The sequence below is a fragment of the Arthrobacter sp. SRS-W-1-2016 genome, assembly GCF_002009585.1.
Taxonomy (GTDB): Bacteria; Actinomycetota; Actinomycetes; order Actinomycetales; family Micrococcaceae; genus Arthrobacter; species Arthrobacter bambusae_A.
In genome coordinates, this window is the sequence record NZ_MTPV01000026.1 from 1 (window position 1) to 25,182 (window position 25,182).

At 64.5% G+C, this 25,182-nt stretch carries 21 protein-coding genes and 1 pseudogene; 6 read left to right on the forward strand and 16 right to left on the reverse strand.

Annotated features, from left to right (window positions below; genetic code table 11):
- The 3 genes and pseudogenes from BMF89_RS06310 to BMF89_RS06320 all read right to left on the reverse strand — a co-directional run.
- Positions 1-455 (reverse strand): annotated as a pseudogene (locus tag BMF89_RS06310) (ABC transporter permease); the annotation flags it as partial.
- Between the two features lie 65 nt (positions 456-520).
- Positions 521-1,516 (reverse strand): substrate-binding domain-containing protein, encoded by a 996-nt coding sequence (locus tag BMF89_RS06315; protein ID WP_078106230.1) that lies wholly within the window; start codon positions 1,514-1,516, stop codon positions 521-523.
- A gap of 149 nt (positions 1,517-1,665) precedes the next feature.
- Positions 1,666-2,676 carry a LacI family DNA-binding transcriptional regulator gene (locus BMF89_RS06320; protein WP_078106231.1) on the reverse strand — a complete coding sequence of 337 codons (1,011 nt, stop codon included), beginning with the start codon at positions 2,674-2,676 and terminating at the stop codon, positions 1,666-1,668.
- Positions 2,677-2,833: 157 nt separating this feature from the next.
- On the opposite strand from BMF89_RS06320, the gene BMF89_RS06325 reads away from it, so the two are divergent.
- From BMF89_RS06325 to BMF89_RS06345, 5 genes are all read left to right on the forward strand, one after another.
- Complete coding sequence (locus BMF89_RS06325) at positions 2,834-4,012, forward strand: Gfo/Idh/MocA family oxidoreductase (RefSeq protein ID WP_078106232.1); 1,179 nt, start codon at positions 2,834-2,836, stop codon at positions 4,010-4,012.
- Complete coding sequence (locus BMF89_RS06330; protein ID WP_078106233.1) at positions 4,009-5,028, forward strand: sugar phosphate isomerase/epimerase; 1,020 nt, start codon at positions 4,009-4,011, stop codon at positions 5,026-5,028. The genes BMF89_RS06325 and BMF89_RS06330 overlap by 4 nt, the downstream gene beginning before the upstream one ends.
- 158 nt (positions 5,029-5,186) lie before the next feature.
- Positions 5,187-5,567: a metalloregulator ArsR/SmtB family transcription factor gene (locus BMF89_RS06335; RefSeq protein WP_078106293.1), complete on the forward strand. Its 381-nt coding sequence runs from the start codon at positions 5,187-5,189 to the stop codon at positions 5,565-5,567.
- Positions 5,564-7,282 (forward strand): SulP family inorganic anion transporter, encoded by a 1,719-nt coding sequence (locus tag BMF89_RS06340; RefSeq protein WP_078106234.1) that lies wholly within the window; start codon positions 5,564-5,566, stop codon positions 7,280-7,282. Before BMF89_RS06335 ends, BMF89_RS06340 begins: the two co-directional genes overlap by 4 nt.
- A complete protein-coding gene (locus BMF89_RS06345) occupies positions 7,282-7,692 on the forward strand; it encodes a hypothetical protein (RefSeq protein ID WP_078106235.1) in 411 nt (136 codons plus the stop codon). Before BMF89_RS06340 ends, BMF89_RS06345 begins: the two co-directional genes overlap by 1 nt.
- 53 nt (positions 7,693-7,745) lie before the next feature.
- On the opposite strand, the gene BMF89_RS06350 is transcribed toward BMF89_RS06345, so the two are convergent.
- The 12 genes from BMF89_RS06350 to BMF89_RS06405 all read right to left on the reverse strand — a co-directional run bounded on the left by BMF89_RS06350 (position 7,746) and on the right by BMF89_RS06405 (position 23,123).
- Complete coding sequence (locus BMF89_RS06350; RefSeq protein WP_078106236.1) at positions 7,746-8,618, reverse strand: sugar phosphate isomerase/epimerase family protein; 873 nt, start codon at positions 8,616-8,618, stop codon at positions 7,746-7,748.
- Positions 8,619-8,626: 8 nt separating this feature from the next.
- Positions 8,627-9,640 (reverse strand): Gfo/Idh/MocA family oxidoreductase, encoded by a 1,014-nt coding sequence (locus tag BMF89_RS06355; protein WP_078106237.1) that lies wholly within the window; start codon positions 9,638-9,640, stop codon positions 8,627-8,629.
- 38 nt (positions 9,641-9,678) lie between these two features.
- The gene (locus tag BMF89_RS06360; protein ID WP_078106238.1) at positions 9,679-10,590 is read right to left on the reverse strand and encodes a sugar phosphate isomerase/epimerase; all 912 of its coding nucleotides are present in this window, start codon (positions 10,588-10,590) and stop codon (positions 9,679-9,681) included.
- A gap of 119 nt (positions 10,591-10,709) precedes the next feature.
- Positions 10,710-12,221, reverse strand: coding sequence for a CoA-acylating methylmalonate-semialdehyde dehydrogenase (locus BMF89_RS06365; protein ID WP_078106239.1), 1,512 nt, complete (start codon positions 12,219-12,221; stop codon positions 10,710-10,712).
- A 44-nt stretch (positions 12,222-12,265) separates the two neighbouring features.
- Entirely contained in the window at positions 12,266-14,194 is a 1,929-nt protein-coding gene (iolD, locus tag BMF89_RS06370; protein ID WP_078106240.1) for a 3D-(3,5/4)-trihydroxycyclohexane-1,2-dione acylhydrolase (decyclizing), read from the reverse strand.
- 20 nt (positions 14,195-14,214) lie between these two features.
- On the reverse strand, positions 14,215-15,144 hold the full coding sequence (locus tag BMF89_RS06375) for a deoxyribose-phosphate aldolase (protein ID WP_078106241.1): 930 nt from the start codon (positions 15,142-15,144) through the stop codon (positions 14,215-14,217).
- Entirely contained in the window at positions 15,141-16,151 is a 1,011-nt protein-coding gene (iolC, locus tag BMF89_RS06380; protein WP_078106294.1) for a 5-dehydro-2-deoxygluconokinase, read from the reverse strand. The genes BMF89_RS06375 and iolC overlap by 4 nt, the downstream gene beginning before the upstream one ends.
- Positions 16,152-16,360: 209 nt before the next feature.
- Positions 16,361-16,765, reverse strand: coding sequence for a tautomerase family protein (locus BMF89_RS06385; RefSeq protein WP_078106242.1), 405 nt, complete (start codon positions 16,763-16,765; stop codon positions 16,361-16,363).
- Between the two features lie 429 nt (positions 16,766-17,194).
- Positions 17,195-18,097, reverse strand: coding sequence for a succinate--CoA ligase subunit alpha (sucD, locus tag BMF89_RS06390; protein WP_078106243.1), 903 nt, complete (start codon positions 18,095-18,097; stop codon positions 17,195-17,197).
- Between the two features lie 13 nt (positions 18,098-18,110).
- Positions 18,111-19,280, reverse strand: coding sequence for an ADP-forming succinate--CoA ligase subunit beta (gene sucC / locus BMF89_RS06395; RefSeq protein WP_078106244.1), 1,170 nt, complete (start codon positions 19,278-19,280; stop codon positions 18,111-18,113).
- 282 nt (positions 19,281-19,562) lie between these two features.
- Positions 19,563-22,133 (reverse strand): DNA helicase PcrA, encoded by a 2,571-nt coding sequence (gene pcrA / locus BMF89_RS06400; RefSeq protein ID WP_078106245.1) that lies wholly within the window; start codon positions 22,131-22,133, stop codon positions 19,563-19,565.
- Between the two features lie 147 nt (positions 22,134-22,280).
- Positions 22,281-23,123, reverse strand: a complete 843-nt coding sequence (locus BMF89_RS06405) for an inositol monophosphatase (protein ID WP_078106246.1) — start codon at positions 23,121-23,123, stop codon at positions 22,281-22,283.
- 33 nt (positions 23,124-23,156) lie between these two features.
- Here BMF89_RS06405 and BMF89_RS06410 point away from each other — a divergent pair, with 33 nt between their 5' ends.
- The gene (locus tag BMF89_RS06410; RefSeq protein ID WP_078106247.1) at positions 23,157-23,783 is read left to right on the forward strand and encodes a hypothetical protein; all 627 of its coding nucleotides are present in this window, start codon (positions 23,157-23,159) and stop codon (positions 23,781-23,783) included.
- A gap of 18 nt (positions 23,784-23,801) precedes the next feature.
- Here BMF89_RS06410 and BMF89_RS06415 read toward each other — a convergent pair whose 3' ends face one another.
- Entirely contained in the window at positions 23,802-24,842 is a 1,041-nt protein-coding gene (locus BMF89_RS06415) for a hypothetical protein (RefSeq protein ID WP_078106248.1), read from the reverse strand.
- Positions 24,843-25,182 lie beyond the last annotated feature (340 nt).

Below are 25,182 nucleotides of genomic sequence, written 5' to 3' on the forward strand. Positions count from 1 at the left end.
ATCAGGAACGTCGCCAGCGTCACGATGAACGACGGCAGCTTCGTCTTGACCAGGATCCACCCATTGATGAAACCGATGCCGAGCGAGACGACGAGGGCCAGCAGGACACCCACCCACGCGTTCAGGGAAAAGTTCCAGCTAAAAAGGGAGGCGGTCAGGGCCGAGGAGATCACGGCCACACCGGTGGAAAGGTCGAACTCGCCGCCGATCATCAACAACGACACCCCCACCGCCATGATCCCGATCGTCGAGGAACCATACAGAATCGTCGCCAAAGCATTCGGCTGGGTAAACGTCCCGGACACCGAAGCAAAGAAAATGAAGAGGACAACCGCCCCCACCAGGGCACCGACTTCGGGCCTGCCTAAAAACTTCTGGATCGGGCTACGCCTTCCGATCCGCTCATCGCCGGGGGCCGAGGCCGGTGCCGGCGGCAGGGTTGCTGTGTTTGCCATAGGAAGAAACTCCTTGTTGGTCAGGCCGCGCGGCGGTCGCCCGCCGCGCGGCCGGAATCCTGGATCTAGCGGACGCCCTGCTGGGCGAATTTGAGGACGTCGGAAGCGTTCGACTTGTCAACGATGGTGGGACCGGTCAGGACAGGCTGTCCGCCACCGAGCTTGAAGCCTCCGCGCTTGGCCTGCCACAGGGAGTCAACGGACATGTAGCCCTGGAGCCACGGCTGCTGGTCCACAGTGAAGAGCACCGAACCATCCACGATCTTCTGGGCAAGGTCCGCGTTCAGGTCGAAGCTGGCCACCTTTGCCGAGCTGCTGGCGTCCGTCACCGACTTGAGGAGCGTGAGGGTGATCGGGGCGCCCAGGCCGATGATGACATCAGCGTCCTTGGCTGCCTGGAGCTTCGCGGTCGCTGTGGACTGGACAGATGTCATGTCCTGGCCGTTGACGTACAGGACCTCGGTTCCCGGGACCTTCGCCTTCACGCCGGCACACCGTGCTTCAAGGCCGACGTGGCCCTGCTGTTGAATCACACAGATCGGGTGCTTGAAGCCCTGCGACGCGAGCTTGGTTCCCACGGCCTCGCCGGCCAGCTTTTCGTTCGAGCCGAAGTGCGTGAACGCCCCGAGCTGCGCCGAGACATCCTCGCCTGCGTTGAGGCTTACTACCGGAATACCTGCGTCCTCGGCCTTCTTGAGGACGTCCTTGAGTGCATCGGGAGTGGCGAGGGTGACGGCGATGCCGTCGACCTTCTGGTCGATGGCCTGCTGCACCAACTGGGCCTGGCGGCCAGCTTCGGGGTCGCTGGTGTAGAGGAGGTCAACGTTGTCCTTCGCGGACGCTTCCTCGGCGCCCTTGCGCACGATATCCCAGAACGTGTCGCCTGCTGCGGCGTGGGTGATGAGGGCTACTTTCATCCGGGGAGTGCTAACGGCTTGTCCGCCTCCCGCGGCGTTGGCGCTGTCAGCCGGCTTTCCGCCTTGGCTGGAACAAGCAGTGAGAGCCATCATCGGAACGACGGCCGCCACAAGTGCCGCCTTCCGCCAGGAAAACTTCTTCACGATTTATCTCCTTTGATAGGGGTTGCGGCCCTGCCACTCTGCAGGAGCTCAAAGCCCTCTACACAGATCATGGTGACTGGCCTCACATATGTCAATACTTTGTCCTGACATTAGGATGTTTTTACGTGAAGGACTGGTTTGATGACGAATTAGAGTGCGGCCCGGGCCGTCGTCGAGCGCACCACCAGGACGGGATCAATCAAGGTGCGCTCCGCCGCGATAGCGGGGTTTTCAATCCTGGCCAACAGCCTGTGCGCAGCGCCAATGCCGACGAGGTCGCTACGGTTGTCGACGGAAGTGATGTCCAGGTACCTCGACTTGGCCAGCGGGGAATTGTCGTAGCCGATCACCGAAATGTCTCCGGGCACGCGAAGGCCCCGGGCCTTGAGGACGGCAAAGGCCCCCACGGCCATGGTGTCGTTGGCCGCGAAGATCGCAGTGGTGTCAGGATGGTGGTCCAAGAGCCAGGAGGCTGCGGCATAGCCATCTTCCTCCGAAGTACCCCGGGATTCGGCGATCAGGAGTTCGACGCCGGCCGCCTGGACCTGCCGCCGGAACCCGGCGCGCCGATGGGCTGACGCGCCGTCGGACCCTGAGAGATGACCGATACGCTTGTGGCCCAGCTCCAGCAAATGGCTCGCGGCCAGGCCGCCCCCGCCGTCGTCGTCGTTGGTGATGAGGTCGGCGCCGCTCGGCACCCCCATGCGCCACCCGGCCACCACTGTGGGTACCCACGTCCGGGCCAGCATGGGCTCGCTCGGTTCCGCCGCGATCACCAGCGCGTCAATGTGCATGGCGAGGAGCCCGTCCGTAGCTTCTTTGATGCGGTTCTCGCCCGGCCGGGAGTCGGCCAGCATGACATGGTAGCCGACATCGGAGAGGACGGACTCCAGGCCCCTCAGCAGATCCACGAACCAGAGGTTCCGGTAGTCGTCGATCACCAGGCCGATGCTCTTGGTGCGGTTGCTCGCCAGTGTGGTCGCGGCCCGGCTGGGCCGGTAGCCCAACTCCGATATCGCCGCCTGGACAGCTTCGCGGCGCTTGTCGCTGACCCTCGCCGGCGCTTGGAGGACCAAGGACACCAACGACGGCGAGACGCCGGCTAGCTTGGCAACGTCGTAGATGGTCGGGCGGCGGGTTTTTGGACTGCTGGCACTCATGGTTCGGAAACCTTTCTCCTTTGATGTCAAGGGTATTAGCAAGACATTGACAGGACATACTCACATGATTAGGCTGTGAGTCCAGTGCTAAATTGTAGCGCTCCAAAATGCCAAAAGGGGTGTTCGGCACCCGGGCTGAATTTCGAAGGAGAAATCAATGGCTGAGAGCCTAGGGGTCGCCGTCATCGGCGCAGGAATGGCCGGCAAGGCACACGCGGCGGCCTACCGCACGGCGTCTGCCCTTTACAGCCCCGTGCTTCCGCCGGTGCGCCTCGTATCGATCGGCGATGTGAACGCGGAGTTCGGCTCCCTCGCTGCCCGGCGATTCGGCTACGAACGCAATGACACCTCATGGCAGGCGATCGCGGAAGCGGACGATATTGACGTCGTCAGTGTCGTCATTGCGAATTCCCTCCACCGCGAGGTGGTCGAAGGACTGCTGGCCGCCGGCAAGCACGTCCTCTGCGAGAAGCCGCTGAGCGACTCGCTCGAGGATGCCCGCGCCATGGCGGAAGCAGCCCGCAACGCTTCCAGCATCGCGCGCATCGGTTTCACGTTCCGCCGCACACCGGGCATCGCCTACATCCGCGACTTGATCCGCCCCGGTGTCCTCGGCAAGGTGCTGCACTTCAGCGGCCGCTACTGGACGGACTACGGCTTCAGCCCCTCCGCTCCCATGAGTTGGCGCTACAAAGGCGGCCCCGGCTCCGGCGCGTTGGCCGACGTCGGAAGCCACCTCACGTACATCTCCGAGTTCCTGTGCGGCGACATCACGTCCATCAGCGGCGGTCGTCTGAGCACCGTCATCGACAAGCGCCCCGTGCCCCTGGGCGCCGTCATGGGCCACGACCACGCCGCCGTGAGCGACACCTTTGAAGCCGTGGAGAACGACGACTACGCTGCCTTCAACGCAGCATTCGAGAATGGCGCAGGCAGCTTCGAAGTCTCCCGCGTTGCCGCCGGCCACGCCAACAGCCTCAACTTCGAAGTGTTCTGCGAGAACGGTGCGGCAAAGTTCGACCAGCGCCGCCCCTCCGAAATCCAGCTCTTCCTCAACGATGGCTCGGGCAACGAGAACGGCTACCGCCAGGTCATCCTCGGACCGGGCCACCCGTACATCGCCGGCGGCCTCGCCATGGACGCCCCCGAAGTCGGTTTCGGCCAGAACGACGCCTTCGGCTACCAGGCCCGGGCGTTCCTCGAAGAGGTCGCCGGCCTTCCCGAGGCCGATTCCCTCCCCCGCTGCGCCACGTTCGACGACGGCGTCCGCAACATGGAACTGCTCGGCGCCGTCACCGAGTCCGCACTCAACAATGGAAAGACCATCACGCTATGAAACTCGGCGTCTACAACGCGATCCTGCACGACCGCCCACTTCCCGAAGCCTTGAAAGTCATCGCTGATTTGGGCCTGACGGGCATCGAAGTCAACACGGGCGGGTTCCTCCCCGCCGTCCACGTCCCCACCTTCGACGACATCCTGGTCTCGGATGCCGCTCGCGACGACTACCTCGCGATCTTCGAGGGAACCGGCGTCGCGATCGCAGGACTGAACTGCAACGGCAATCCCCTGCACCCCAAGCGCGAGATCGGCGGGAAGCATGCCGAGGACGTCCGCCGCTCCATCCGGCTCGCGGAGCGCCTCGGCCAGAACCGGGTGGTGACCATGTCCGGCCTTCCCGGGGGCGAACCTGGAGCCACCACAGTGAACTGGGTCGTCAACGCCTGGAACTCGGCAGCCTTGGACGTGCTGGATTACCAGTGGGATATCGCGGCGAAGTTCTGGCGCGAGACCGACCGCCTGGCAGCAGACCACGGCGTCAAGGTGGCCCTCGAACTCCACCCGCAGAACATCGTGTTCAACACCGCCGATGTCCACAAGCTCATCGAGCTCACCGGAGCCACCCACGTGGGCGTCGAACTCGATGCTTCGCACCTGTTCTGGCAGCAAATGGATCCGGTAGCCGTGGTCCGGGAACTCGGGCCTTTGGTCTTCCAGGCAGCCGCGAAAGACGTCCGCGTCAACACCGCGAATGCCGCCCTCTACGGGGTTCTCGACAACAGCTTCCGCCGGCTCTCCCCCGAAGAGAACCGCACGAAACTCGGCGGCGACGAATGGGCCAATGAGTGGCCTAAGAACTCCGCGTGGGACTTCGTGGCGCTCGGGCGTGGGCACGACACTGCCTACTGGACCGAGTTCCTGCGCGCCCTGCATGAGGTGGACCCGAACATGCTCGTCAACATCGAGCACGAAGACACCTCGCTCGGCCGGATCGAAGGACTCGAGGTCGCCGCCAAGGTCCTTCGTGACGCCGACGCAGCGCTCTCCGAATCGCTGAACGTGACGGCCTAGCCACTTCACCCGAACCACAGGGGAGGGCCTCATCCGAAAATCGGATGAGGCCCTCCTTGCGTTGGCCCGCAGTGCTCTCTCTTCCCGTTTTGGTACACTGAATGATGAATCCATAAAATAGTCAAGCAAGGCCCGTGTTGGCGGGCCGGGAGGCAGACATGGAAGAGTTCGCGGATTTCCGGGCACCGCTGTACGAGGTGAAGGCCAATCTGTTCAAGGGGCTGGCCCACCCGGTCAGGATCCGGGTACTGGAGCTGCTGTCGGCGGCGCCCGAAGTATCCGTGACAGAGCTTCTGGCCGCAACGGGCCTGGAGGCATCGCACCTGTCCCAGCATCTGTCGGTGCTGCGCCGATATCAGCTGGTCAAGGGAGAGCGACGGGCGCTGCAGATGTTCTACACCCTGGCGTACCCACAGGTCGCGGAGCTCCTCACCGTCGCCAGACTGCTGCTCAACGACATGCTGCACACCACCCGGGCGCAGCTTGAGACCTCAGAAGCGACTGCACCCGCGTCAGCCGCAGCGGCCAGCACCCGGTGAAGGCCCTGCTCGCTGTCCGGGCCTTGCTGCCCGGACGGCAGGACTACACGTTGTTGCCGCGTACCTGGAAAGGAGACCTGGTTGCCGGGGTCACGGTCGGCATTGTCGCGCTGCCGCTGGCTCTCGCGTTTGGTGTCAGCTCCGGCGCGGGTGCGGCCAGCGGACTGATCACCGCCGTGATCGCCGGAGTTATCGCGGCCGTCTTCGGTGGTTCCAATATCCAGGTTTCCGGACCCACCGGAGCCATGGTCGTGGTTCTGGGCCCGGTCATCGCCGCCCATGGGCTCGGGGCACTGGCCGCGGTCTCGGTCCTTGCCGGGGTGATAGTGGTGGCCGCCGGGCTACTCAAGCTCGGGCGGGTCGTGACGCTCCTGCCCTGGCCCGTGATCGAGGGCTTCACCGTCGGAATCGCGGTAATCATCTTCCTGCAGCAGGTCCCTGCCGCATTCGGCGCCAAGCCCGGGCCCAGCAGCAACGCCGCCATCTCGGCCATCCAGGCCATCAGCACCGTATCCCCAGCCTCGGTTCTTGCCCCGGTTGCCGTCGTAGCCCTGGTGGCGGTGATCATGGTTGCCTCACCGCGGATCCACCCCCGGATCCCGGGCTCCCTCATCGCGATCATCATCGCCACTGTGGCCGCGCAGTTCCTCGGTCTGCCCGTGACCCGGGTCGGCGCCCTGCCCGGTTCCCTTCCAGCCCCGATGATGCCATCCCTGGACCTGGCGACGATCACCGCGCTGGCCGCCTCCGCGGGCACGATCGCGGCCCTGGCCGCGATCGAGTCGCTGCTCTCGGCACGGGTCGGGGCGTCGATCTCCGATACCGGCCCGTACGACGCGGACCGTGAACTCCTGGGCCAGGGCCTGGCCTCGGTCGCGTCCGGATTCTTCGGCGGCATGCCGGCCACAGGTGCCATCGCCCGCACCGCGGTGAACATACGCTCGGGCGGCCGGACACGCCTCGCCGCCATCACCCACGCGCTCGTCCTGCTGGCCGTCGTGTACCTGGCCACCGGCCCGGTTTCCCGCATCCCCCTAGCCGCGCTTGCCGGGGTGCTCATGGTCACCGCGACACGTATGGTCTCCCTCAAGACGTTACGCAGCGTCATCGGATCAACCCGCGCCGACACAGTCGTGTTCTTCATCACCGCACTGATCACCGTGTCCTTCGACCTGATCGAGGCCGTGGAAATCGGGATCGCAGTTGCCGCCTTCTTCGCCTTGCGTGCCTTGGTCCGGTCCAGCGGGGTGCACCGTGAGGAAATCCCGGGCCCGGTCCTCGAAGGGGACGAGCACATCGCCGTGTTCCGCCTCGACGGGGCGCTGTTCTTCGCCGCCGCCGAGCGCGTCCTGGAGCGGGTCAGCGCCATCCGGAATGTCGACGTCGTGATCATCCGCATGTCACAACTGCAGATCCTGGACGCTACCGGGGCCAGAACAATCACCGACATCGTCCAGGCCCTGGAACGCCGTGGAATCACCGTGCTGATCAAAGGGATCCAGGAACGCCACCTTCGACTCGTCACCCAAGTGGGAGTCCTGGACTCCCTTCGCCACCACAAACACCTCTTCACCGAACTAACCCCCGCCGTGGAGCACGCCCGAAGCCACGTCGCCCGCGCCGCCAGCGCACGCACCGCCCGCAACCCCGGCAAGAAACCGCAACCGGTCCAGACGCAGGCGCCCCTACAGACGCCAACTTTGAAAGAAGACTAATGCCTTCACTGAACGAAGCCAGCGCCCACATCCGGGCCGCCCACCTGCTCGTGCGGTCCGCCGAGGAATGGGACGCGCTCTCCGAAGATTTTCTTCGGAGCTACGATCCCAATGACAACGACAAGGCCGAGATGCTCCGCGAATCCTTCGTTGCCGCTTGGCGGATGGTCATCCGCAACCTCCTCATCGATCCCCTGAACGCCATTGACATCACTGTCACCCCGGCCGTTCACCCTTGGGGCATCGCCACCCTGGAAACCGCCGGACGCGCCTGCGAACCGCTCTTGTGCTCCCCGGAAGGACTCCCCGCATTTCCCAAGACAAGCGACATTCACGGCAGGCCGCGCCTGCTTAGCTTCGAGGAAGTGATGGCCGGCTACAGCACCTGCCTGGCATCCCTGCTTGGGTAGCCGGGACAACAAAGGGAGGCGGCGAGAATCGCCGCCTCCCTTTGTTGTCCGCCCTACTGGACCTTGGCGATGTACTTGCCCATCGTTTCCAGCTGGTAGCGGGACACCTCGTTGGCGTTGTCGTCCTCGGCGAAGACGCTGGACACCATGACGGTGTTGTCCTTGTCCAGGAAGCCGATTTCCTTAAGTCCGCCGAAGAACTCATCCCAGTTGACGTCGCCGTCGCCGATCTTGAGGTGTTGATGCACGCGCACGGCGTTTCCGGGCGGGTTGGTAATGTAGCGCAGTCCGTGCGAGGCATGGTGGTCCATGGTGTCGGACACGTGGACCAAACGCAGCTTGTCCCCCGCGGCCCGCATGATGTCGAGCGGCTTGTTGCCCATGTGGAACGTGTGGGAGGCAACGTAGACCATGCCGATGTTGGGCGAGTTGACGCCCCGGATGACCCGCAGCGCGGCGAGTCCGTCCTCGACGAAGTCGTCCGGGTGCGGGTCGATGAGAATGTCCAGGCTTTCGCGCTCGATGATCGGAAGCAGCTCTTCCATCGAGCGGTAGAAAGCCCTTTCGGACTCCTCTGCCTTTTCCGGCCGGCCGCTGAATTCGGTGTTCATCGTCTGCACGCCGAGATCTACCGTGATCTGGATGGCACGCTTCCAATAGCGGACCGCTGCCTCGCGGGCATCTTCGTCGGGTCCGGACCACCGCAGCACGGGAAGCACCGAGGCGATCTCTACGTCGGCGTCCTTGCAAGCCTTTTTCAGCTGGCCGACCAATTCGTCGTCGGCCTTGGGGTGGTTGAAAAACGGGATAAAGTCCGCATGCGGGGTCAGCTGGAGGTATTTGTAACCGAGATCGGCAGCAAGCCGCGGAAACTCCAGGAGGCCGTGGCTGTGGTGGAACGGGGTGGGATCGAGGGCAATCTTCATGGCGATTCCTACTTGTACAGCTCGGGCTTGGTGTTGAGTTGTACCGCCACCTTTTCGCCCGACTTCTGGGCCTCGACGCCGGCTTCGCAGCAAGCAGCGGTGGCGTAGCCGTCCCAGGCGGTGGGGCCGCCGATTTCGCCGCGGCGGCCGGCGTCAACCCAGGCCTGGACCTCGACGTCGTATGCGGCGCCGAAGCGCTCTTCGAAACCGGGCGTGACCTTGCCGCCCCAGCGGCCGGCGCTGCGGACGTAAGGACCGCCGTCGCCACCGATGCTCACGATGCCGTCCTCGAAGGACGCCTGGGTGGCGACTTCGTAGCCGAACTTCGCGTTCACGTAGATCTCGACGTCGGCCAGCACGCCGGACTCGGTCTCGATCAGGACGTGCTGGGGGTCGTGCTGCCCGTTCGGGGCGTTGCGCGTGGCCTTGCCCAGGCGGACCTGCACGGAGGTGATTTCCTCGCCGGTGAAGAAGCGGATGGCGTCGAACTCGTGGACCACGGAATCATTGATGAGCATCTCGTTGGTGAAGCCCGCGGGGGTGTCCGGGTTGCGGTGCTGGTGGTGCAGCATGAGCAGCTCGCCGAGTTCACGATCGCGGATCACGGAACCCAGGGCGGCGTATTCGGCGTCGAAGCGGCGCATGAAGCCCACCTGGATGCGCTTGTGGCCGAGCGCCGTTTCGGCCTGGACAACCTTCCAGGCGCTCTCAGCGTCCGGGGTGAGCGGCTTCTCGCAGAGGATGGGGAAGTCCTTCTCCAGTGCCTTGTACAGGATTTCCTCGTGCAGGAAACCTGGTGTGGCGATCAGCACTGCGTTGACGTCGCCGTTGTTGAGGGCCTCGTCGGCGCTGGCGAGGGCGACGGCGCCGTCGATCCCTGCGATGGCGGCGTGCGCACGGGCGAGGTCGACGTCGACGACGGCGGCCACTTCGGCGCCGTGGATGCGGGTGCTAAGCCGCTTGATGTGGTCGGCGCCCATGCGGCCTGCGCCGATGACGGCAACGCGGAGAATGTCAGTCATTGTTTCTGTCCTTAGGTGTTGGCGCCTGAAAGGCAGCGTTAGTTGACAGTCGTGCGGGAGCCGCACGAGAGCAGGTAGTTCCGGGTGCGCTTGGCGATGGGCATCGGGACGTCGAAGGCCACGGGATACATGTCCTGTTCCACAATGCCAAAGATCGGGCGGTTAAGTCCTTCAACCGCTTCGATGACGGCGCGAAGATCCGGCAGCCCGTTCGGCGGTTCGGTCATGACTCCGGCCAGGTTGGCTGCCGCCCAGGTCATGTTTTCCTCGTTGACCTTTCGCAGGATGTCCGGGTTGATCTGCTTCAGGTGCAGGTAGCCGATCCGGTCCGGGTAATTCTTGATGAGTTCCAGGCTGGAGGCTCCGCAGTATTCCGCGTGCCCGGTGTCCAGGCACAGGTTCAGATACTGGGGATCGGTCTCGGCGAGCAGGTGCTCGATATCCGCTTGGGCACCGACGTGGGAATCTGCGTGGGAGTGGAATTGCTGCTTGAGGCCGAAGTCTTCCAGCAGCACCTTGCCCATGCGGTTGTGGCCGGCGAACAGATCATTCCACTGTTCCTGCGACAGTTCCCCGCTCTCCACGGCCTCGCCGGTGACGTCGTCGCGCCACATCGCGGGAATGACCACGATGTGTTCGCCGCCCATGGCGGCGGTCAGTTCGGCGACCTTGCGTGCCGGTTCCCAGGCTTCCTCATACTGTGCGGCACCACGGTGGAAGGCCGTGAAGACCGTCCCCGCGGTGACCTTCAGGTCGCGCTGCTTGAGTTCCTCGGCGAGGCGGGTGGGGTCGTTCGGCAAGTAGCCGTAGGGGCCTAGTTCAATCCATTTGTAGCCGGACTCGGCTACCTCATCCAGGAAACGCTCCCACGGGGTCTGCTTGGGGTCATCAGCGAACCAGACACCCCAGGAGTCCGGGGCCGTGCCGATGATGAGTTTGTTCTCTGTCATTGCTCAATCCTTAACGTTGACTGCTCCCCACCGGGGGCCGGCCCAACTGACTCGCATTTGTTGTCGTTATGAGGGCCCAAAACGACAACTACTGCGAGCTAGTTGGGTGGCGGTGGGGATTAGTTGGAGGGGAAGTTGTAGGAGGCGCCGGAGGCGTGGGTGGGTTCGGGCCAGCGGGAGGTGACGACTTTGCCGCGGGTGTAGAAGGAGACGCCCTCGGGGCCGTAGATGTGCTTGTCGCCGAAGAGCGAGGCTTTCCAGCCGCCGAAGGAGTGGTAGGCCACCGGTACCGGCAGGGGCACGTTGATGCCCACCATGCCCACGGTGACGGAGCGCTGGAACTTGCGGGCGTTCGCGCCCGAGGAGGTGAAGATCGCGGTGCCGTTCCCGTAGGGGTTGGAATTGATGAGCTTGATGCCTTCGTCCAGGTCCTCGACGCGGACGACGACGAGGACGGGTCCGAAGATTTCCTCGGTGTAGGCGCTCATTCCGGCCGTGACGTGGTCGATCACGGTGGGGCCGACCCAGAAGCCTTCTTCGTGGCCGGGGACCACGAGGTCGCGGCCGTCCACGACCATGGCCGCCCCGGCGGCTTCGGCTTCGGTGACGATCCGGACGATGCGTTCCTTGGAGGCCGGGGTGATGACCGGGCCCATTTCGGCGTCGGGCTCGGTGCCGTTCTTGACCTTCACCGCGAGGGCGCGTTCCTCGACCTTCTTGACCAGCAGCTCCGCGGCATCGCCGACGGCGACCGCGACCGAGATGGCCATGCAGCGTTCCCCGGCGGAACCGAACGCGGCTGCGGCCAGGTGGTCGGCGGCGTTGTCCAGGTCGGCGTCGGGCATGATGATCGCGTGGTTCTTCGCCCCGCCCAGGGCCTGGACCCGCTTGCCGTGCTTGGTGGCGGTTTCGTGGACGTACTGGGCGATCGGGGTGGAGCCGACGAAGGAGATGCCGTCCACGTCCGGGTGCGTCAGGAGGCCGTCGACCGTTTCCTTGTCGCCGTGCAGGACCTGGAACACGCCGTCGGGCAGCCCTGCCTGCTTCCACAGCTTCGCGAGGAGCATCGAGGCGGAAGGGTCCCGTTCGGAGGGCTTGAGGATGAACGCGTTGCCCGTCGCGATCGCCATCGGTGCCATCCACAAAGGCACCATCACGGGGAAGTTGAACGGAGTGATGCCGGCGACGACGCCGAGCGGCTCCCGGAAGGAGAACACGTCGATGCCGGTGGAGACCTGGTCCGAGTAGTCGCCCTTGAGCAGGGTCGGGATGCCGCAGGCGAACTCGATGACTTCCAGTCCGCGGCCGATCTCGCCCTTCGCGTCGGAAATGACCTTGCCGTGTTCGGCAGTGATCAGGGCAGCGAGTTCATCCACATGCGAAGCGACCAGCTCACGGAACGCGAACAGCACCGCGGTGCGCTTGGCCAGGGAGAAATCGCCCCACTTTTCGCTCGCGGCCTTCGCGGCGGCCACCGTGGCGTCCAGATCGGCCCGGTTCGCGAGCCGCAGCTCCGCGGTCACGGCACCGGTGGCCGGGTTGTAGACCGGCTGGCTGCGGTCGCCGGTGCCGGCGGTTTCAACACCGTTGATGAAATGCTTGATGGTGGTCAGGGTGGTCGTCGTCGACATGTGCGGACTTCCTTGTCTGTGGCTTGAAAAGAGCTTGAAGGGGTCTAGCCGAGCAGCTTGCGCTGGCTGTTCTTGTGGTCTGTGTAGGTCCGGTAGGCCTGTTGGGTGGATTCGAGTTCGGAGACCTGCGAGACGGGAACGTCCCACCAGGATTCGGAGCTCGGCGCGTCCAGCAAGGGGTCCGATTCGACGTGGATCACGATCGGCCCGGTCTCTTCCGGCGCCGACTTCGCGTCGCGGATGGCCTGTTCGAGTTCGGCGATGACCTTCTCCCCCGGTTCGATCCGGATGACTTTCGCGCCGAGGGACTCGGCGTTGAGGGCCAGGTCGATGGGCAGGTTCTCGCCGGCGTCGAAGGAGTGCTGTTCCTTGTCCAGGACCCGGTACTGGGTGCCGAAGCGCTGCGAGCCCAGGGACTCGGAGAGCGAACCGATCGAGGCATAACCGTGGTTCTGGATGAGGACGACGATCAGCTTGATGCGTTCGGCGACGGCGGTGACCAGTTCGGTGTGCATCATCAGGTAGGAGCCGTCCCCCACCATGACCACGACGTCGCGGTCCTTGCCGCCCGCAGCGGCCTCGGCCAACGCGGCGCGCTTGACGCCCAGGCCGCCGGGGATTTCGTAGCCCATGCACGAGTAGGCATATTCCACGTGGTAGCCGAAGGGGTCACGGACGCGCCACATCTTGTGCAGGTCACCGGGAAGGGAACCGGCGGCGCAGATGACAACGTCCTGCTCGTCCATGGCCCGGTTGGTGGCGCCGATGATCTCGTTCTGGGCCGGCAAAGGCGTGTGGCGGGTGTCGAACGCTTCGTCCACGATCGCATTCCAGCGCTTCTTCTCGGCCGCGATCTTCTGCTCGAGGTCCCCGCCGACACGGTATCCGCCGAGCGCCTGGTTCAACTTGACCAGGGCCTTGCGGGCGTCGGCGACGATCGGCAGCACGGTTCCGTGCTTGTACGCGTCGATCGCGGCCACGTTGATGTTCACGAACTTCACGTCGGGGTTCTGGAAAGCGGTGCGCGACGCCGTTGTGAAGTCCTCGTATCGGGTACCGATGCCGATGATCAGGTCAGCCTCGGCAGCGATGGCGTTCGCCGCCGTCGTGCCCGTGGAGCCGATGGCTCCGAGCGAGAACTTGTGGTCCCACGGCAGCACGCCGACGCCGGCCTGGGTGTTGCCCACCGGGATGCCGGTCAGTTCGGCGAACCTGGCGAGTTCCTCGTTGGCGAAGGCGTAGAGGACGCCGCCGCCCGCAATAATGAGCGGACGCTTCGCGGCGCGGATGGCCTCCGCGGCGCGGCGGATGTCGTCGTCGTCCGCCTCGGGGCGGCGGATCCGCCACTCACGCTCGGCAAGGAACTCCTCCGGGACATCCAGCGCCTCGGCCTGGACATCCTGCGGCAGCGAAATGGTCACTGCGCCAGTCTCGGCCGGGTCCGTCAGGACGCGGAGGCCGTGGTGGAACGCCGAGAACAACTGCTCGGGCCGGGACACCCGGTCGAAGAACTTCGAGAGCGGACGGAAAGCATCGTTGACCGTGATGTCGTAAGCGTAGGGCAGTTCGAGCTGCTGGAGCACGGGGTCAGCGGCCCGGGTGGCGAACGTATCGCTGGGCAGCAGCAGCACCGGCAGCCGGTTGGTGGTGGCCAGCGCCGCGCCGGTTAAAAGGTTCGACGAACCCGGGCCGATCGAGGTGCTGATCGCGAACGTCTGGCGACGGCGGGTGTGCCGGGCGTAGCCGACAGCCTGGTGCGCCTGGGCTTGCTCGTTACGCCCCTGGTAATACGGCATGATCACCGGATCAAGCTGCTGATACTGCTTGAGGGCCTGGCCGACGCCCGCGACGTTGCCGTGTCCGAAGATCCCGAAAGTGCCCGGGATCAGGCGCTCCCGGTACTCGCTCCCGCCGACGGTGTCCACCGTGTACTGCTTGGACAGGAACTCGACAACCGCCTGGGCGACCGTCATTCTGCGCGTTGACATTAGTCTTACTCCGATACTTTCGCAGGTGTCTTCAGCAGCTCTGGTGTCTTCAAGAGCGAGGCGGCGGTGGCAACGGCCCCGGCCACGTCGCCGTCGGCCGGATACAAAAGGGTGCGCCCCACAGTCAATCCCTGGACTCCGGGCAGGGCAAGCGCTGCCTGCCAGCTGGCAAAGACCTCGTCCTGGCCCGCATCCGGATCCCCGCCCAACAGGACAGTGGGCAGCGTGGTGGCCGCCATGACGCGTTCCATCTCAGCCACGACCGGCAGCTTCATCCAGGTGTAGGCGCTCGTGGAACCGAGGCCCTCGGCAATCGCGACCGACTTGATCACGGCGTCCGGGGAAAGGTCGTTGCGGACCTTGCCGTTCCCCTCGCGGACGGACAGGAACGGCTCCACCATCGCAATCAGCTTGCGCGCCGCGAGGGAGTCCACTGCCTTGGCGGTGGCCTCCAGGATCGACGCCGTGTCCGGGTCCCCGAGGCAGATCCGGGTGAGCATTTTGCCGCCGTCGGCGCCGAGGACGTCCAGGGCCGCCGCGGTGTGGCCCGTGAAACGGTCATCGATTTCGTTGACCAGCCCGGCGAGGCCGCCGCGGTTCATCGAACCGAAGACGAGCTTGCCCTCCAACGCACCGAGCAGCAGCAGGTCATCCATGATGTCCGGGCTCGCGAGCACACCGTCGACGGCGGGGTTCGCCAAGGCGATCTGCAGCCGGTCCAAAAGTTCCCGGCGGTCTGCCATGGCTGTCGGGTCGGCGCCGACGCTCAGGGCGCCGCGCGCCGGGTGGTCGGCCGCGACGATGAAGTTCTGGGTCCCGTACTTGAGTCCCGGGTGGCGGCGACGGGCTGCGGCGGCGCGGGCAACGGCGTCGGGATCTTCAAGCCTGATGGCACTGAGGTGCTCGTACCGGCGGGGGTCGTCATTGAAGCTCAACGTGTTGCTCCTTCGGAAACGGCTGCGGCGGTGCCGGCGGGTGTCAGGCGACCGCGTTCAGCGAGCAGCGAGGTGACCTCGTCCGGCGTCGGCATGGCATCTGCGCACGAGAGGCGGGAGGCGACGATCGCGCCGGCGGCGTTCGCGTAGTCCAGGACCTGGGCCAAAGGCCAGCCGGACAACAATCCGTGGCAGAAGGCGCCTCCGAAGGAATCGCCCGCGCCCAGGCCGTTGACGGTCTCCACCGGAACCGGCGCGGAAACGACGCGTTCGGTGCGGGTCTTGGCCATGACGCCTTCGGGGCCGAGCTTGACGACGGCGATTTCGACGCCGGCGGCCAGGAGGCGGTCCGCCTGCTCGTCCGGGGTTCCCTCACCCACGGCGACGGCACATTCCTTGTCATTGCCGATGGCGACCGTGACGTGCGGCAGGATCTTGGCAACTTCAGCGCGGGCCTCGTCCTCGGAAGCCCAGAACATGGGGCGGTAATCGAGGTCCAGGATGGTGTACTGGCCCTCCTTGAGTCCCGTGCGCGGACGTGCCTCGTGGGCTGCGAGGTGGGCTGAGCGGCTGGGCTCCTGGCAAAGCCCGGTCACGGTGGACCAGAAGATCCCGGCGTCCTTGATCGCGTCGAGATCCAGTTCCTCGGCCTTGATCTGGAGGTCCGGCGCCGTCGGGAAACGGCCGTAAAAGTAGAGCGGGAAGTCGTGCGGGGGCTGGATCGCGCAGAACGTGGCCGGGGTCTGCAGCCCCGGCACCGGGGTGACGAATCCGTCGTCGACCTTGAACTTGCGCAACTCGCGGTGCAGGTAGACGCCGAAAGGGTCATCGCCCGTACGCGTAATCACGCCGGAACGGCGGCCGTGGCGGGCTGCGGCAACAGCCACATTGGAGGGCGAGCCGCCAAGATACTTGCCGAAGGACTGCACGTCCTCCAGTCCCACACCGATGTCGTTCGGGTAGATATCAACGCTGATGCGCCCGATGGTGAGCAGTTCGTGGGTCACGGTGATCGCGGACCTTTCTGTAGTGAACTCTTCTTGCGGGACGGTGAGAGCTCCGTTGCTTTTGCCGGCCCGCAGTGAGCGGGGCCACAACCACTACTTTGCACCAGAATTCATGTCCTGTCAAAGGTTTGTACTGACATATTTACAACGAAACGTAATGGCCGAAATTACGCGGTGACATGGGTTTGAATCCGCTCCAAAACGCTGAGTTACCGGGCAGGAACGGCAAGTTCGCCGGTGACATACTGGGCCCGGCCGAAGCCGAAGGACCAGTCATCGGCGGTGTTTTCGACGTACCCCAGGAAGACATCCTCGCCGGCGACGCCGATCTCACTGAGTTGCGCGGCAATGGCGGCGAACAGGGACTGCTTGGCTTCGCGACTTCGACCACCCTGGGTGAAGATCTGGATCATGACCACGCCGGAACTTCGCTCGAAGCCGAGCCCGGCGTCCTGCGCAACGATCTGGCCCGCGGGATGCCCGGTAATGATGTGGAAGTAGTCGCGCTCGGGAATGCCGTACTCGGCGAGGATGGCATCGTGGATTCGCCTGCTGAGGTCGCCGAGCTGCTCCGGCGTGCGGCCTTCGTTGACGTCAATGCGGACGAGGGGCATCTGTTCTCCTTCGATTAGTTTGTCCTGACATACTAACAAACTAATCGATCTCGCCACAAGCCCTCGGCACCCTGATGCGCCGCCCCAGGGACGCCCGCTCACATATATGGCTAAAAGCCGGGACGCCCGCTCAGATAAATCGCCTTAACCGCAAACGCCCGCTCACATCATGTGAGCGAGCGTCGGCCCAAAACCCTTCAGATGTGAGCGAGCGTCGGCCCAAAACCCTTCAGATGTGAGCGAGCGTCGGCCCAAAACCCTTCAGATGTGAGCGGGCGTCGGCCCAAAACCCTTCAGATGTGAGCGGGCGTCGGTGACGGGCCGCCCGGGCTTTCAACAGTTAAACCACGACGGCGCCCGTCACCTTCGCGTGGAAGGTGACGGGCGCCGTCGTGCTTCAATCGCGCGGGAATCTCGCGCGGAGTTGTGCTAGATGGTTGCGAAGACCTCGCGGAGGAGCTTGGCGGTCTCGGACGGCGTCTTGCCGACCTTCACGCCTGCTGCTTCGAGAGCTTCCTTCTTAGCCTGTGCCGTACCTGCGGAGCCGGAGACGATGGCGCCTGCGTGGCCCATGGTCTTGCCCTCGGGAGCGGTGAAGCCTGCAACGTAGCCGACAACCGGCTTCGTGACGTTGGCCTTGATGAAGTCGGCTGCACGCTCTTCGGCGTCGCCACCGATTTCGCCGATCATGACGATTGCCTTGGTCTCCGGGTCAGCCTCGAACGCAGCCAGGGCGTCGATGTGCGTGGTACCGATGACGGGGTCGCCACCGATGCCGATCGCGGTGGAGAAACCGAGGTCGCGCAGCTCGTACATCATCTGGTAGGTCAAGGTACCGGACTTGGAGACCAAGCCGATGGGGCCCTTGCCCGTGATGTTTGCCGGGGTGATGCCGACCAGGGCTTCGCCCGGAGTGATGATGCCGGGGCAGTTCGGCCCGATGATGCGGGTGATCTGCTTGCCGTCAGCGTCCACCGTGGCCTGGGCAAGTGCCCAGAACTCGGCCGAATCCTGAACCGGCACGCCTTCGGTGATGACGACAACCAGGCCGATGCCTGCTTCGATGGCTTCAACGACGGCGGCCTTGGTGAATGCCGGCGGGACGAAGACGATCGAGACGTCGGCGCCGGTTTCGGCGATGGCTTCCTTGACGGTGCCGAAGACAGTGATTTCCTTGTCCCCGTGCAGCACCGTGGTGCCGGCCTTGCGGGCGTTGACGCCACCGACGATGTTGGTGCCGGCCTTGAGCATCAGGGCGGTGTGCTTGGTGCCTTCGCCGCCGGTGATGCCCTGGACGATGACCTTGGAGTCCTTGTTGAGGTAGATAGACATAGTCTTGCGTCCCTTACTTCGCTGCGTTGGCGAGCTCGGCGGCCTTGTCGGCGCCCTCGTCCATGGTGGCTGCCAGGGTAACCAGCGGGTGGTTGGCCTCGGCCAGGATGCGGCGGCCCTCTTCGACGTTGTTGCCGTCGAGGCGGACGACCAGCGGCTTGTTGGCGTTGGAGCCAAGCTCGGCCAGTGCACCGACGATGCCCTTTGCCACAGCGTCACACGCGGTGATGCCACCGAAGACGTTCACGAAAACGCTCTTGACCTGCTCGTCGCCGAGGATGACGTCCAGACCGGCGGCCATGACCTCAGCGGAGGCTCCACCGCCGATGTCCAGGAAGTTGGCCGGCTTGACGTTGCCGTGGTTTTCTCCTGCGTAAGCAACCACGTCCAGGGTGGACATCACAAGACCGGCGCCGTTGCCGATGATGCCAACCGAGCCGTCAAGCTTCACGTAGTTCAGGTCCTGCGCCTTGGCCTTGGCCTCGAGCGGGTCAGCCGCGTCCTTGTCCTCAAGCTCACCGTGGTGGACGTGGCGGAAGCCGGCGTTCTCGTCCAGCGAGACCTTGCCGTCAAGGGCAACGATGTCGCCAGCGCCGGTCTTGACCAAGGGGTTGACCTCAACGAGGGTTGCGTCTTCCTTCTTGAAGACGTCCCAGAGCTTGAGGATGACGGAAGCAACCTTGGCGCGCAGTTCCTCGGAGAAACCGGCAGCGGCAACGATTTCGTCGGCCTTGGCCTGGTCGATTCCGACGGCGGGATCGATGGCGACCTTGGCGAGTGCCTCGGGGCGCTCCACGGCAAGCTGCTCGATTTCCATGCCGCCTTCTACCGAGCACATGGCCAGGTAGTTGCGGTTGGCCCGGTCCAGCAGGACGGAGAAGTAGTATTCCTCAGCAATGTCGGCGCCCTGGGCGATCATGACCTTGTTGACGGTGTGGCCCTTGATGTCCATGCCGAGGATGTTGGTGGCGTGCTCAAGCGCTTCGTCAGCGGACTTTGCGACCTTGACACCGCCGGCCTTGCCACGGCCACCGACCTTTACCTGCGCCTTGACGACGGTCACGCCGCCGATATTCTCGGCAGCAGCCTTTGCTTCTTCAGGAGTGTGCGCCACGATGCCGGCGAGCACGGGTACACCGTGCGCTTCGAACATATCGCGCGCCTGATATTCAAACAGGTCCACGGTTTAGTGTCCTTCTACGTCGAAGTAGTTTCTGTACAGCCGGAAACCACGGTGACCGCGAAAACCGGCTGCGGATAGGTGCGCATCGAACGGCCGACAAGCAGCCGGTCACATTGCGCAAGTTCCTCTCGAACTTTAGCCCCCCGGGGAGGCCAGCCGGTTCTACAGTACCTGTTAAGTGAGTAAGCACACAGTTCTATGGACCGTAGAAAAACCGCTATACGACGCGGTTTTCCGGCGCTCCGGACGCCGCCATGCCAGGACTACAGGACGCCGGAGCCGCTAGGAATCCAGTTTGGTCAGCGGCGCGTAACGCAACAGCAGCCGTTTCTCGCCGACGTCGAACTTCACCTTCGCCACGGTCTTGTCGCCGGCGCCTTCGACGCCGATCACGGTGCCGTTCCCGAAGCTCGTGTGGTTCACCTTGTCCCCGACGGCGACGGCGACCACTTCCTTCTGCGGCTGGACACGATTGCGTACGACGGCGGCAGGCACGTCGGCGTTGAAGCCCGCCGTCGCACTGGCGCCAGCCCCGCGCGAGGTGCCGGCACCCCAGAAGGATCCGCCGTAACGCCCGGAACCGATCGGGGCGTTGCCCCAGCCGCTCACTTGCCGGGAGGTACCTTCGCGTTTCCACTCCACCAGACCGGTGGGGATCTCCTCAAGGAATTGGCTGGCGGGGTTGTATTGGCTCTGGCCCCACATACTGCGGACTTCCGAGCGGGTGACATAGAGGCGCTTCCGTGCCCGGGTGAGGCCGACATAGGCCAGGCGACGCTCTTCTGCCAACTCCTTGGGATCGGTGGCGGACCGCTGATGCGGGAACAGCCCGTGTTCCATGCCGGTCAGGAAAACTACCGGGAACTCCAAGCCCTTGGCGGTGTGGAGGGTCATGAGCGTGACGACGCCCATCCGCTTGGCCTCTGCCACGGCGGCGGCTGCGTCCTCGGAGGATCCTTCCGGAGCGTCCGGGATCTGGTCCGCGTCGGCTACGAGGGAAACCTGTTCCAGGAATTCACCCAACGAACCTTCGGGGTTGTCGCGCTCGTATTCCCGGACCACCGCCACCAGTTCGGCGAGGTTTTCCACGCGGGACTCGTCTTGCGGATCGGTGCTGGCACGGAGCCCGGCAAGGTACCCCGTCTGTTCCAGGACCGCTTCCAACGCTGCCGCAGCCCCGGAACCGGAGGCCACTTCGGCCAGGTCATCCAGGAGTTTCACGAATCCCAAGACGGCGTTCACGGAACGGGTGGCCATGCCGGGAGCCTGGTCCGCCTTGCGTGCCGCAGTCATGAACGACGTCCGTTCGCGTTCGGCAAGCGCCGCCACGGCTCCTTCGGCGCGATCGCCGATTCCCCGCTTGGGTTCGTTGAGGACGCGACGCAAATTGACGTCGTCGTCCGGGTTCACCAGGACGCGAAGGTACGCGAGGGCGTCCTTGATTTCCTTGCGCTCGTAGAAGCGGGTGCCGCCCACCACTTTGTACGGCAGGCCGACCCGGACCAGCACGTCTTCAATGGAGCGGGACTGGGCGTTGGTCCGGTAGAAAATGGCGACGTCGCCGGGACGCAGGCCTTCCTCGTCCTGGAGCCGGTCGATTTCCTTGGCGATGAACTGGGCTTCGTCGTGCTCGTTCTCCCCCACGTAGCCGATGATCTTTTCGCCGTCACCCTCGGCCGTCCAGAGCTTCTTGTCCGGGCGGTTGGGGTTGCGCGAAATAACGGAGTTGGCCGCGCTCAGGATGTTCTGGGTGGAGCGGTAGTTCTGCTCCAGCTTGATGGTGCGCGCTTCCGGGTAGTCCTTCTCGAATTCGACGATGTTGCGGATATCCGCACCACGGAATGCGTAGATGGATTGGTCGGAGTCGCCGACCACGGTCAGCTCGCTCGCGTGGGGACCCTCGCCGACGATTTCGCGGACCAATGCGTACTGGGCGTGGTTGGTGTCCTGGTATTCGTCAACGAGGACGTGACGGAAACGACGGCGGTAGGACTCTGCGAGCGCGGGGAAGGCCCGGAACATGTAGACGGTCTGCGCGATGAGGTCGTCGAAGTCCATGGCGTTGGCCTGGCGCAGGCGCTGGGTGTAGCCCTTGAAGACCTCGGACACGGCCTGCTCGAAGGGTTCGTTGTAGTTGGCGCTCGACGCGAACGCGTCGTCGTCGATGAGCTCGTTCTTGAGGGCCGAGATCTTGTGCTGGATCGCTTTGGGCGCGAACTTCTTGGGATCAAGGTCCAGGTTCTTCGCGACGAGCGTGATGAGCCGCAGGGAGTCCGCGGAGTCGTAGATGGAGAAGTTGGAGTTCAGCCCCACGTTGGCGGCTTCGCGGCGCAGGATACGCACGCAGGAGGAGTGGAATGTTGAAATCCACATGGACTTGGCGCGGGCACCCACGAGGGCTTCGATGCGTTCCCGCATTTCCGCGGCCGCCTTGTTGGTGAAGGTGATCGCCAGGATCTCACCGTGGTGGGCCCGCCTGGTGGCGATCAGGTACGCAATGCGGTTGGACAGCACGCGCGTTTTGCCCGAACCTGCTCCAGCCACGATCAGCAAAGGGCTGCCCGCGTGCTTGACGGCTTCCTCTTGCTGCGGATTCAAGCCTTGGAGCAACGCCTCCGCGGACGGCAGGCCCGAGTGGCCCCGCTCCTCGGCACCGCCGGGCGTCCCGCCCCAGGACGCGCCAGACGCACCCCCGGGCACGGAACCGCCGGATGCAGAACCCCCTCCGGGCGCAGAGCCGCCGGGTGCAGAGCCGCTTCCGGCGCGCGAAAGCATGGCCGGAGCGGCCTTGGTGGCAGCTGTGCTTGCAGCTTTGAAGGGGCCATCCGCGTACGGGTCAAACAACATATCCATGGTGTTTACAGTCTAGGCGGTGGCCCTGACACTCAATGTCCGGATGCCGCCCAGGATCGGTTCCCCCACGGGACATGCCCCCACTTCGCCCGAACGAGTGGACATAACAGCACTATGTCCACTCCCCGGACCAAGAAAGGCGCATGCTCAGGCGAATTGCGGCACCGAGGTGAGGGCCGCGCGCAACTCGCGGACCGCCGTCGGGCCTCCCGCGATGAACCAGTCCAGGCCGTTGACGCGGACGACGTCGGTGTCCCCGCCGGCCGCGCGGACGATCGCCTTGCCGGGGAGCCAGTCCCACTCGGGGCAGCTGTGCTGGAACCAGCAGCCCAGTTCGCCGTCGGCGACCCGACCGAGATCGCAGGACCCGGAGCCGAACATGCGCAGTGAAGCGGTGGACACCGCTGCGGCGTGCCACGGCATGGCGGCGCGGGGATCGGCGAGCCAGGTGGGGTGGATGTAGGTCGCGGCGCCGAGTTCGCTGAGGGCAGCTCCGGACGGTCCCGTGATCGGTTCGTCGTTGAGGGTCGCGGGGTGGCCTTCGCCGCCTGTCCAGAGCTTGTCGAGCTCCGGTTGATAGATGGCCCCGAGGATGACGTCGGCGTCCGGGGCACCGCCATGCGATGCCGTGCCCTCGTGCTTCAAGGCGATCGCCGAACACCAATAGGTCGAGCCGTGCAGGAAATTGTAGGTGCCGTCCACGGGATCGATCACCCACGTGCGGCCGCTGCTTCCTGCCACCGAGCTTCCTTCTTCACCCAGGATGCCGTCGTGCGGGCGGCAACGGCGCAGTTGCTCAAGGACATAGGCCTCGGCTGCATGGTCCGCGGCCGTCACCACGTCCGAAACCGAGGTCTTCCGTTCCCCCTGCAACCCGCCCATCCGCATGAGCAGGGCAAGCTGCCCGGCTTCCCGGACCAGGGCTGCAGCGAGTTCGTAGTCGTCGAGCGAAGGATCAAGTTCTGTGGCGGAGTGCCTGCCAGTGGTCATGGGTCCAGCTTATGTGGCGGGATAATGAATGACATGGCCAAGACCCCAGCCCAACGCATCAAGAAGCACGGTGCCAATGCCGCCGTGCCCCGGCACCACTTGCCGTCGGTGATCAATCCCACCGCCCAGCAGGGCCCTGAGAAGGCGCAGAACAACGGCCGCCTCATCGTGATCGCCGGGGTCGTGGCCAGCCTGTTCCTGTTCTGGTACGTGCACCTCCTGACCCTGAACCAGATGACCCAGTTGTCCGGCGGCTTGGCCATGCCCGATTCACTTGTCGGCGGGTTCTCCACCGACTATGCCCATCAATTGCATGGCGCCATGACCGACGACGCCCGCGGACAGCTCAGCTACATCCACAAGACCGCCGGAACCCTGTTTCCGCTGATCTTCGGTTTCACCTGGCTTCTGCTCATTGGCACCAATGTGGCCGCGAAGGCGATGCGCTGGGCGCTCTGGGCTGCTCCCCTGCTGTTCGCGGTGGTCCGCTTGTGCGGCAACGTGGCGGTCGACGCCGCGCTGGGGACGGCAACGCCCGACGCCGGCCAGGTGGCGTTGGCTTCCACCCTCACCGTTGTGGGCTGGGTACTATTCCTGCTAAGCCTTTTGGCTGGCGGCGCGGCTGTATTCCTGGGGAGGCGGCGTTCCAAGAGCGCCTGACAGGCCAGCCCGTCGAGGCTACTCCTGATCCGAACCGGGCCCCGGCGCGAGCATCTCCCGGGCTTGGAGGGCGCGCTGGGGGGCGCCGGCTTTGTCGAAGCGATCAGCCGCTTCGACCAGGCTTTCCTTCGCCGCTTGATTGCTCCCGGTATCGGCTTGGGCGCGCGCCATCAAAAGGAAAATTTCACCTGCCATCTGCGGGGGCACTTGGTCCGCACTGCCCCTGAGCTCGTCCAGCAACTCGATTGCCGCCCCGGTGTCGCCCGCGAGGTAGTTCCAATGCGCGCGGTTAAGGCGAAGGAGGAGAATTTCCTCCTCGTTGCCGCCCACCACATCCGTGGCAAGCTCCGCCCGTTCAATGCACCGCAGGGTGGCGGCATCTGCCACTTCGGCGGCGAGCCTCATCGCTGCCGATGCCTTGTTGAATTTGGCCCAGACATCAAGGTTCCGAGAAGGGGAAAAAGTCTCCGCCGCAAGCTCGTGGTAGTGGAGGCCCTCACCGACTTTGTCGCAAAGGAAGGCCACATTGCCGATCACCCAGTACGCTTTGCCCGCCAACTGGTCGTCCATTTCATCGGAGATTCTTGCCGAGAGGGACAGGCACTCCTCCCAGGCCTCCTCAAGTTTTCCGGACTCTCCAAGCGTCGCGATCAGTGCCTGCCTGGCATGGACGTCGATTTCCATGTCCGCGTCGTCATCGACCAGTCCAACCGCCGACGCCGCAGCCAAGGTGGCCGACTCAAGGAGCCCCTCACCCCGAAGGGAGTTCGCCATCAAAATGAGTGCCCGGGCGCGGTATTGGGGTGAAGTCGCAGCCAACGATGCCTCAGAAAGGGACCTCGCCAAGGCAGTGCACTCAGCGAAATCACCGGCGTCCAAAAGGTTCTCGGCTTGAAGGAAGGTCATGTTCCACCACCCCGTGGAATCACCCTCATCGCGGGCAATATCGGCGGCCGAGCGCGCTCCATCGGCGGCCTTGGCGAATTCGTGGCTGGCCCGGTGCTCCCTCGCCTGCAGTTCCGCGGCGGCGTACGCTGGCGCAACCTTCTTTTCGTGCATAGCTCCATTATGTCCCGAGACACTTCGTCCACATGCAGCATTGTATTTACCACGATTTTGAGGGATGCCGGCCAAGGATTGATGACACGGCGTGTCGTTACTCTTATAATGAGCCTGCTTCACTTTGTTCACTTCAGTCGCATCAGTCACAAGACATCAGGAGCTTTCGCATGAAAAGAACTATCGCCGCTCTCCTCGCTGCCGCAGCGATCTTGCTCGCCGGAATTTCCGGCTCGGCAGCTGTTTCCGCCAGCAGCCAGAGCCCGGCACAAGACTCGTCCGTCGCTACTGGGTGGTGGCCCAACTTCAGCACGAGTTCGACTCAAGCCACTGGGTGGTG

Bases quoted from the DNA above. Each gene is read 5' to 3' on its own strand.
- BMF89_RS06320 (WP_078106231.1), bottom strand. From the start codon at position 2,676: ATGAGTGCCAGCAGTCCAAAAACCCGCCGCCCGACCATCTACGACGTT.
- BMF89_RS06325 (WP_078106232.1), top strand. From the start codon at position 2,834: ATGGCTGAGAGCCTAGGGGTCGCCGTCATCGGCGCAGGAATGGCCGGC.
- BMF89_RS06330 (WP_078106233.1), top strand. From the start codon at position 4,009: ATGAAACTCGGCGTCTACAACGCGATCCTGCACGACCGCCCACTTCCC.
- BMF89_RS06335 (WP_078106293.1), top strand. From the start codon at position 5,187: ATGGAAGAGTTCGCGGATTTCCGGGCACCGCTGTACGAGGTGAAGGCC.
- BMF89_RS06345 (WP_078106235.1), top strand. From the start codon at position 7,282: ATGCCTTCACTGAACGAAGCCAGCGCCCACATCCGGGCCGCCCACCTG.
- BMF89_RS06350 (WP_078106236.1), bottom strand. From the start codon at position 8,618: ATGAAGATTGCCCTCGATCCCACCCCGTTCCACCACAGCCACGGCCTC.
- BMF89_RS06355 (WP_078106237.1), bottom strand. From the start codon at position 9,640: ATGACTGACATTCTCCGCGTTGCCGTCATCGGCGCAGGCCGCATGGGC.
- BMF89_RS06360 (WP_078106238.1), bottom strand. From the start codon at position 10,590: ATGACAGAGAACAAACTCATCATCGGCACGGCCCCGGACTCCTGGGGT.
- BMF89_RS06365 (WP_078106239.1), bottom strand. From the start codon at position 12,221: ATGTCGACGACGACCACCCTGACCACCATCAAGCATTTCATCAACGGT.
- iolD (WP_078106240.1), bottom strand. From the start codon at position 14,194: ATGACGGTCGCCCAGGCGGTTGTCGAGTTCCTGTCCAAGCAGTACACG.
- BMF89_RS06385 (WP_078106242.1), bottom strand. From the start codon at position 16,765: ATGCCCCTCGTCCGCATTGACGTCAACGAAGGCCGCACGCCGGAGCAG.
- sucD (WP_078106243.1), bottom strand. From the start codon at position 18,097: ATGTCTATCTACCTCAACAAGGACTCCAAGGTCATCGTCCAGGGCATC.
- pcrA (WP_078106245.1), bottom strand. From the start codon at position 22,133: ATGGATATGTTGTTTGACCCGTACGCGGATGGCCCCTTCAAAGCTGCA.
- BMF89_RS06405 (WP_078106246.1), bottom strand. From the start codon at position 23,123: ATGACCACTGGCAGGCACTCCGCCACAGAACTTGATCCTTCGCTCGAC.
- BMF89_RS06410 (WP_078106247.1), top strand. From the start codon at position 23,157: ATGGCCAAGACCCCAGCCCAACGCATCAAGAAGCACGGTGCCAATGCC.
- BMF89_RS06415 (WP_078106248.1), bottom strand. From the start codon at position 24,842: ATGCACGAAAAGAAGGTTGCGCCAGCGTACGCCGCCGCGGAACTGCAG.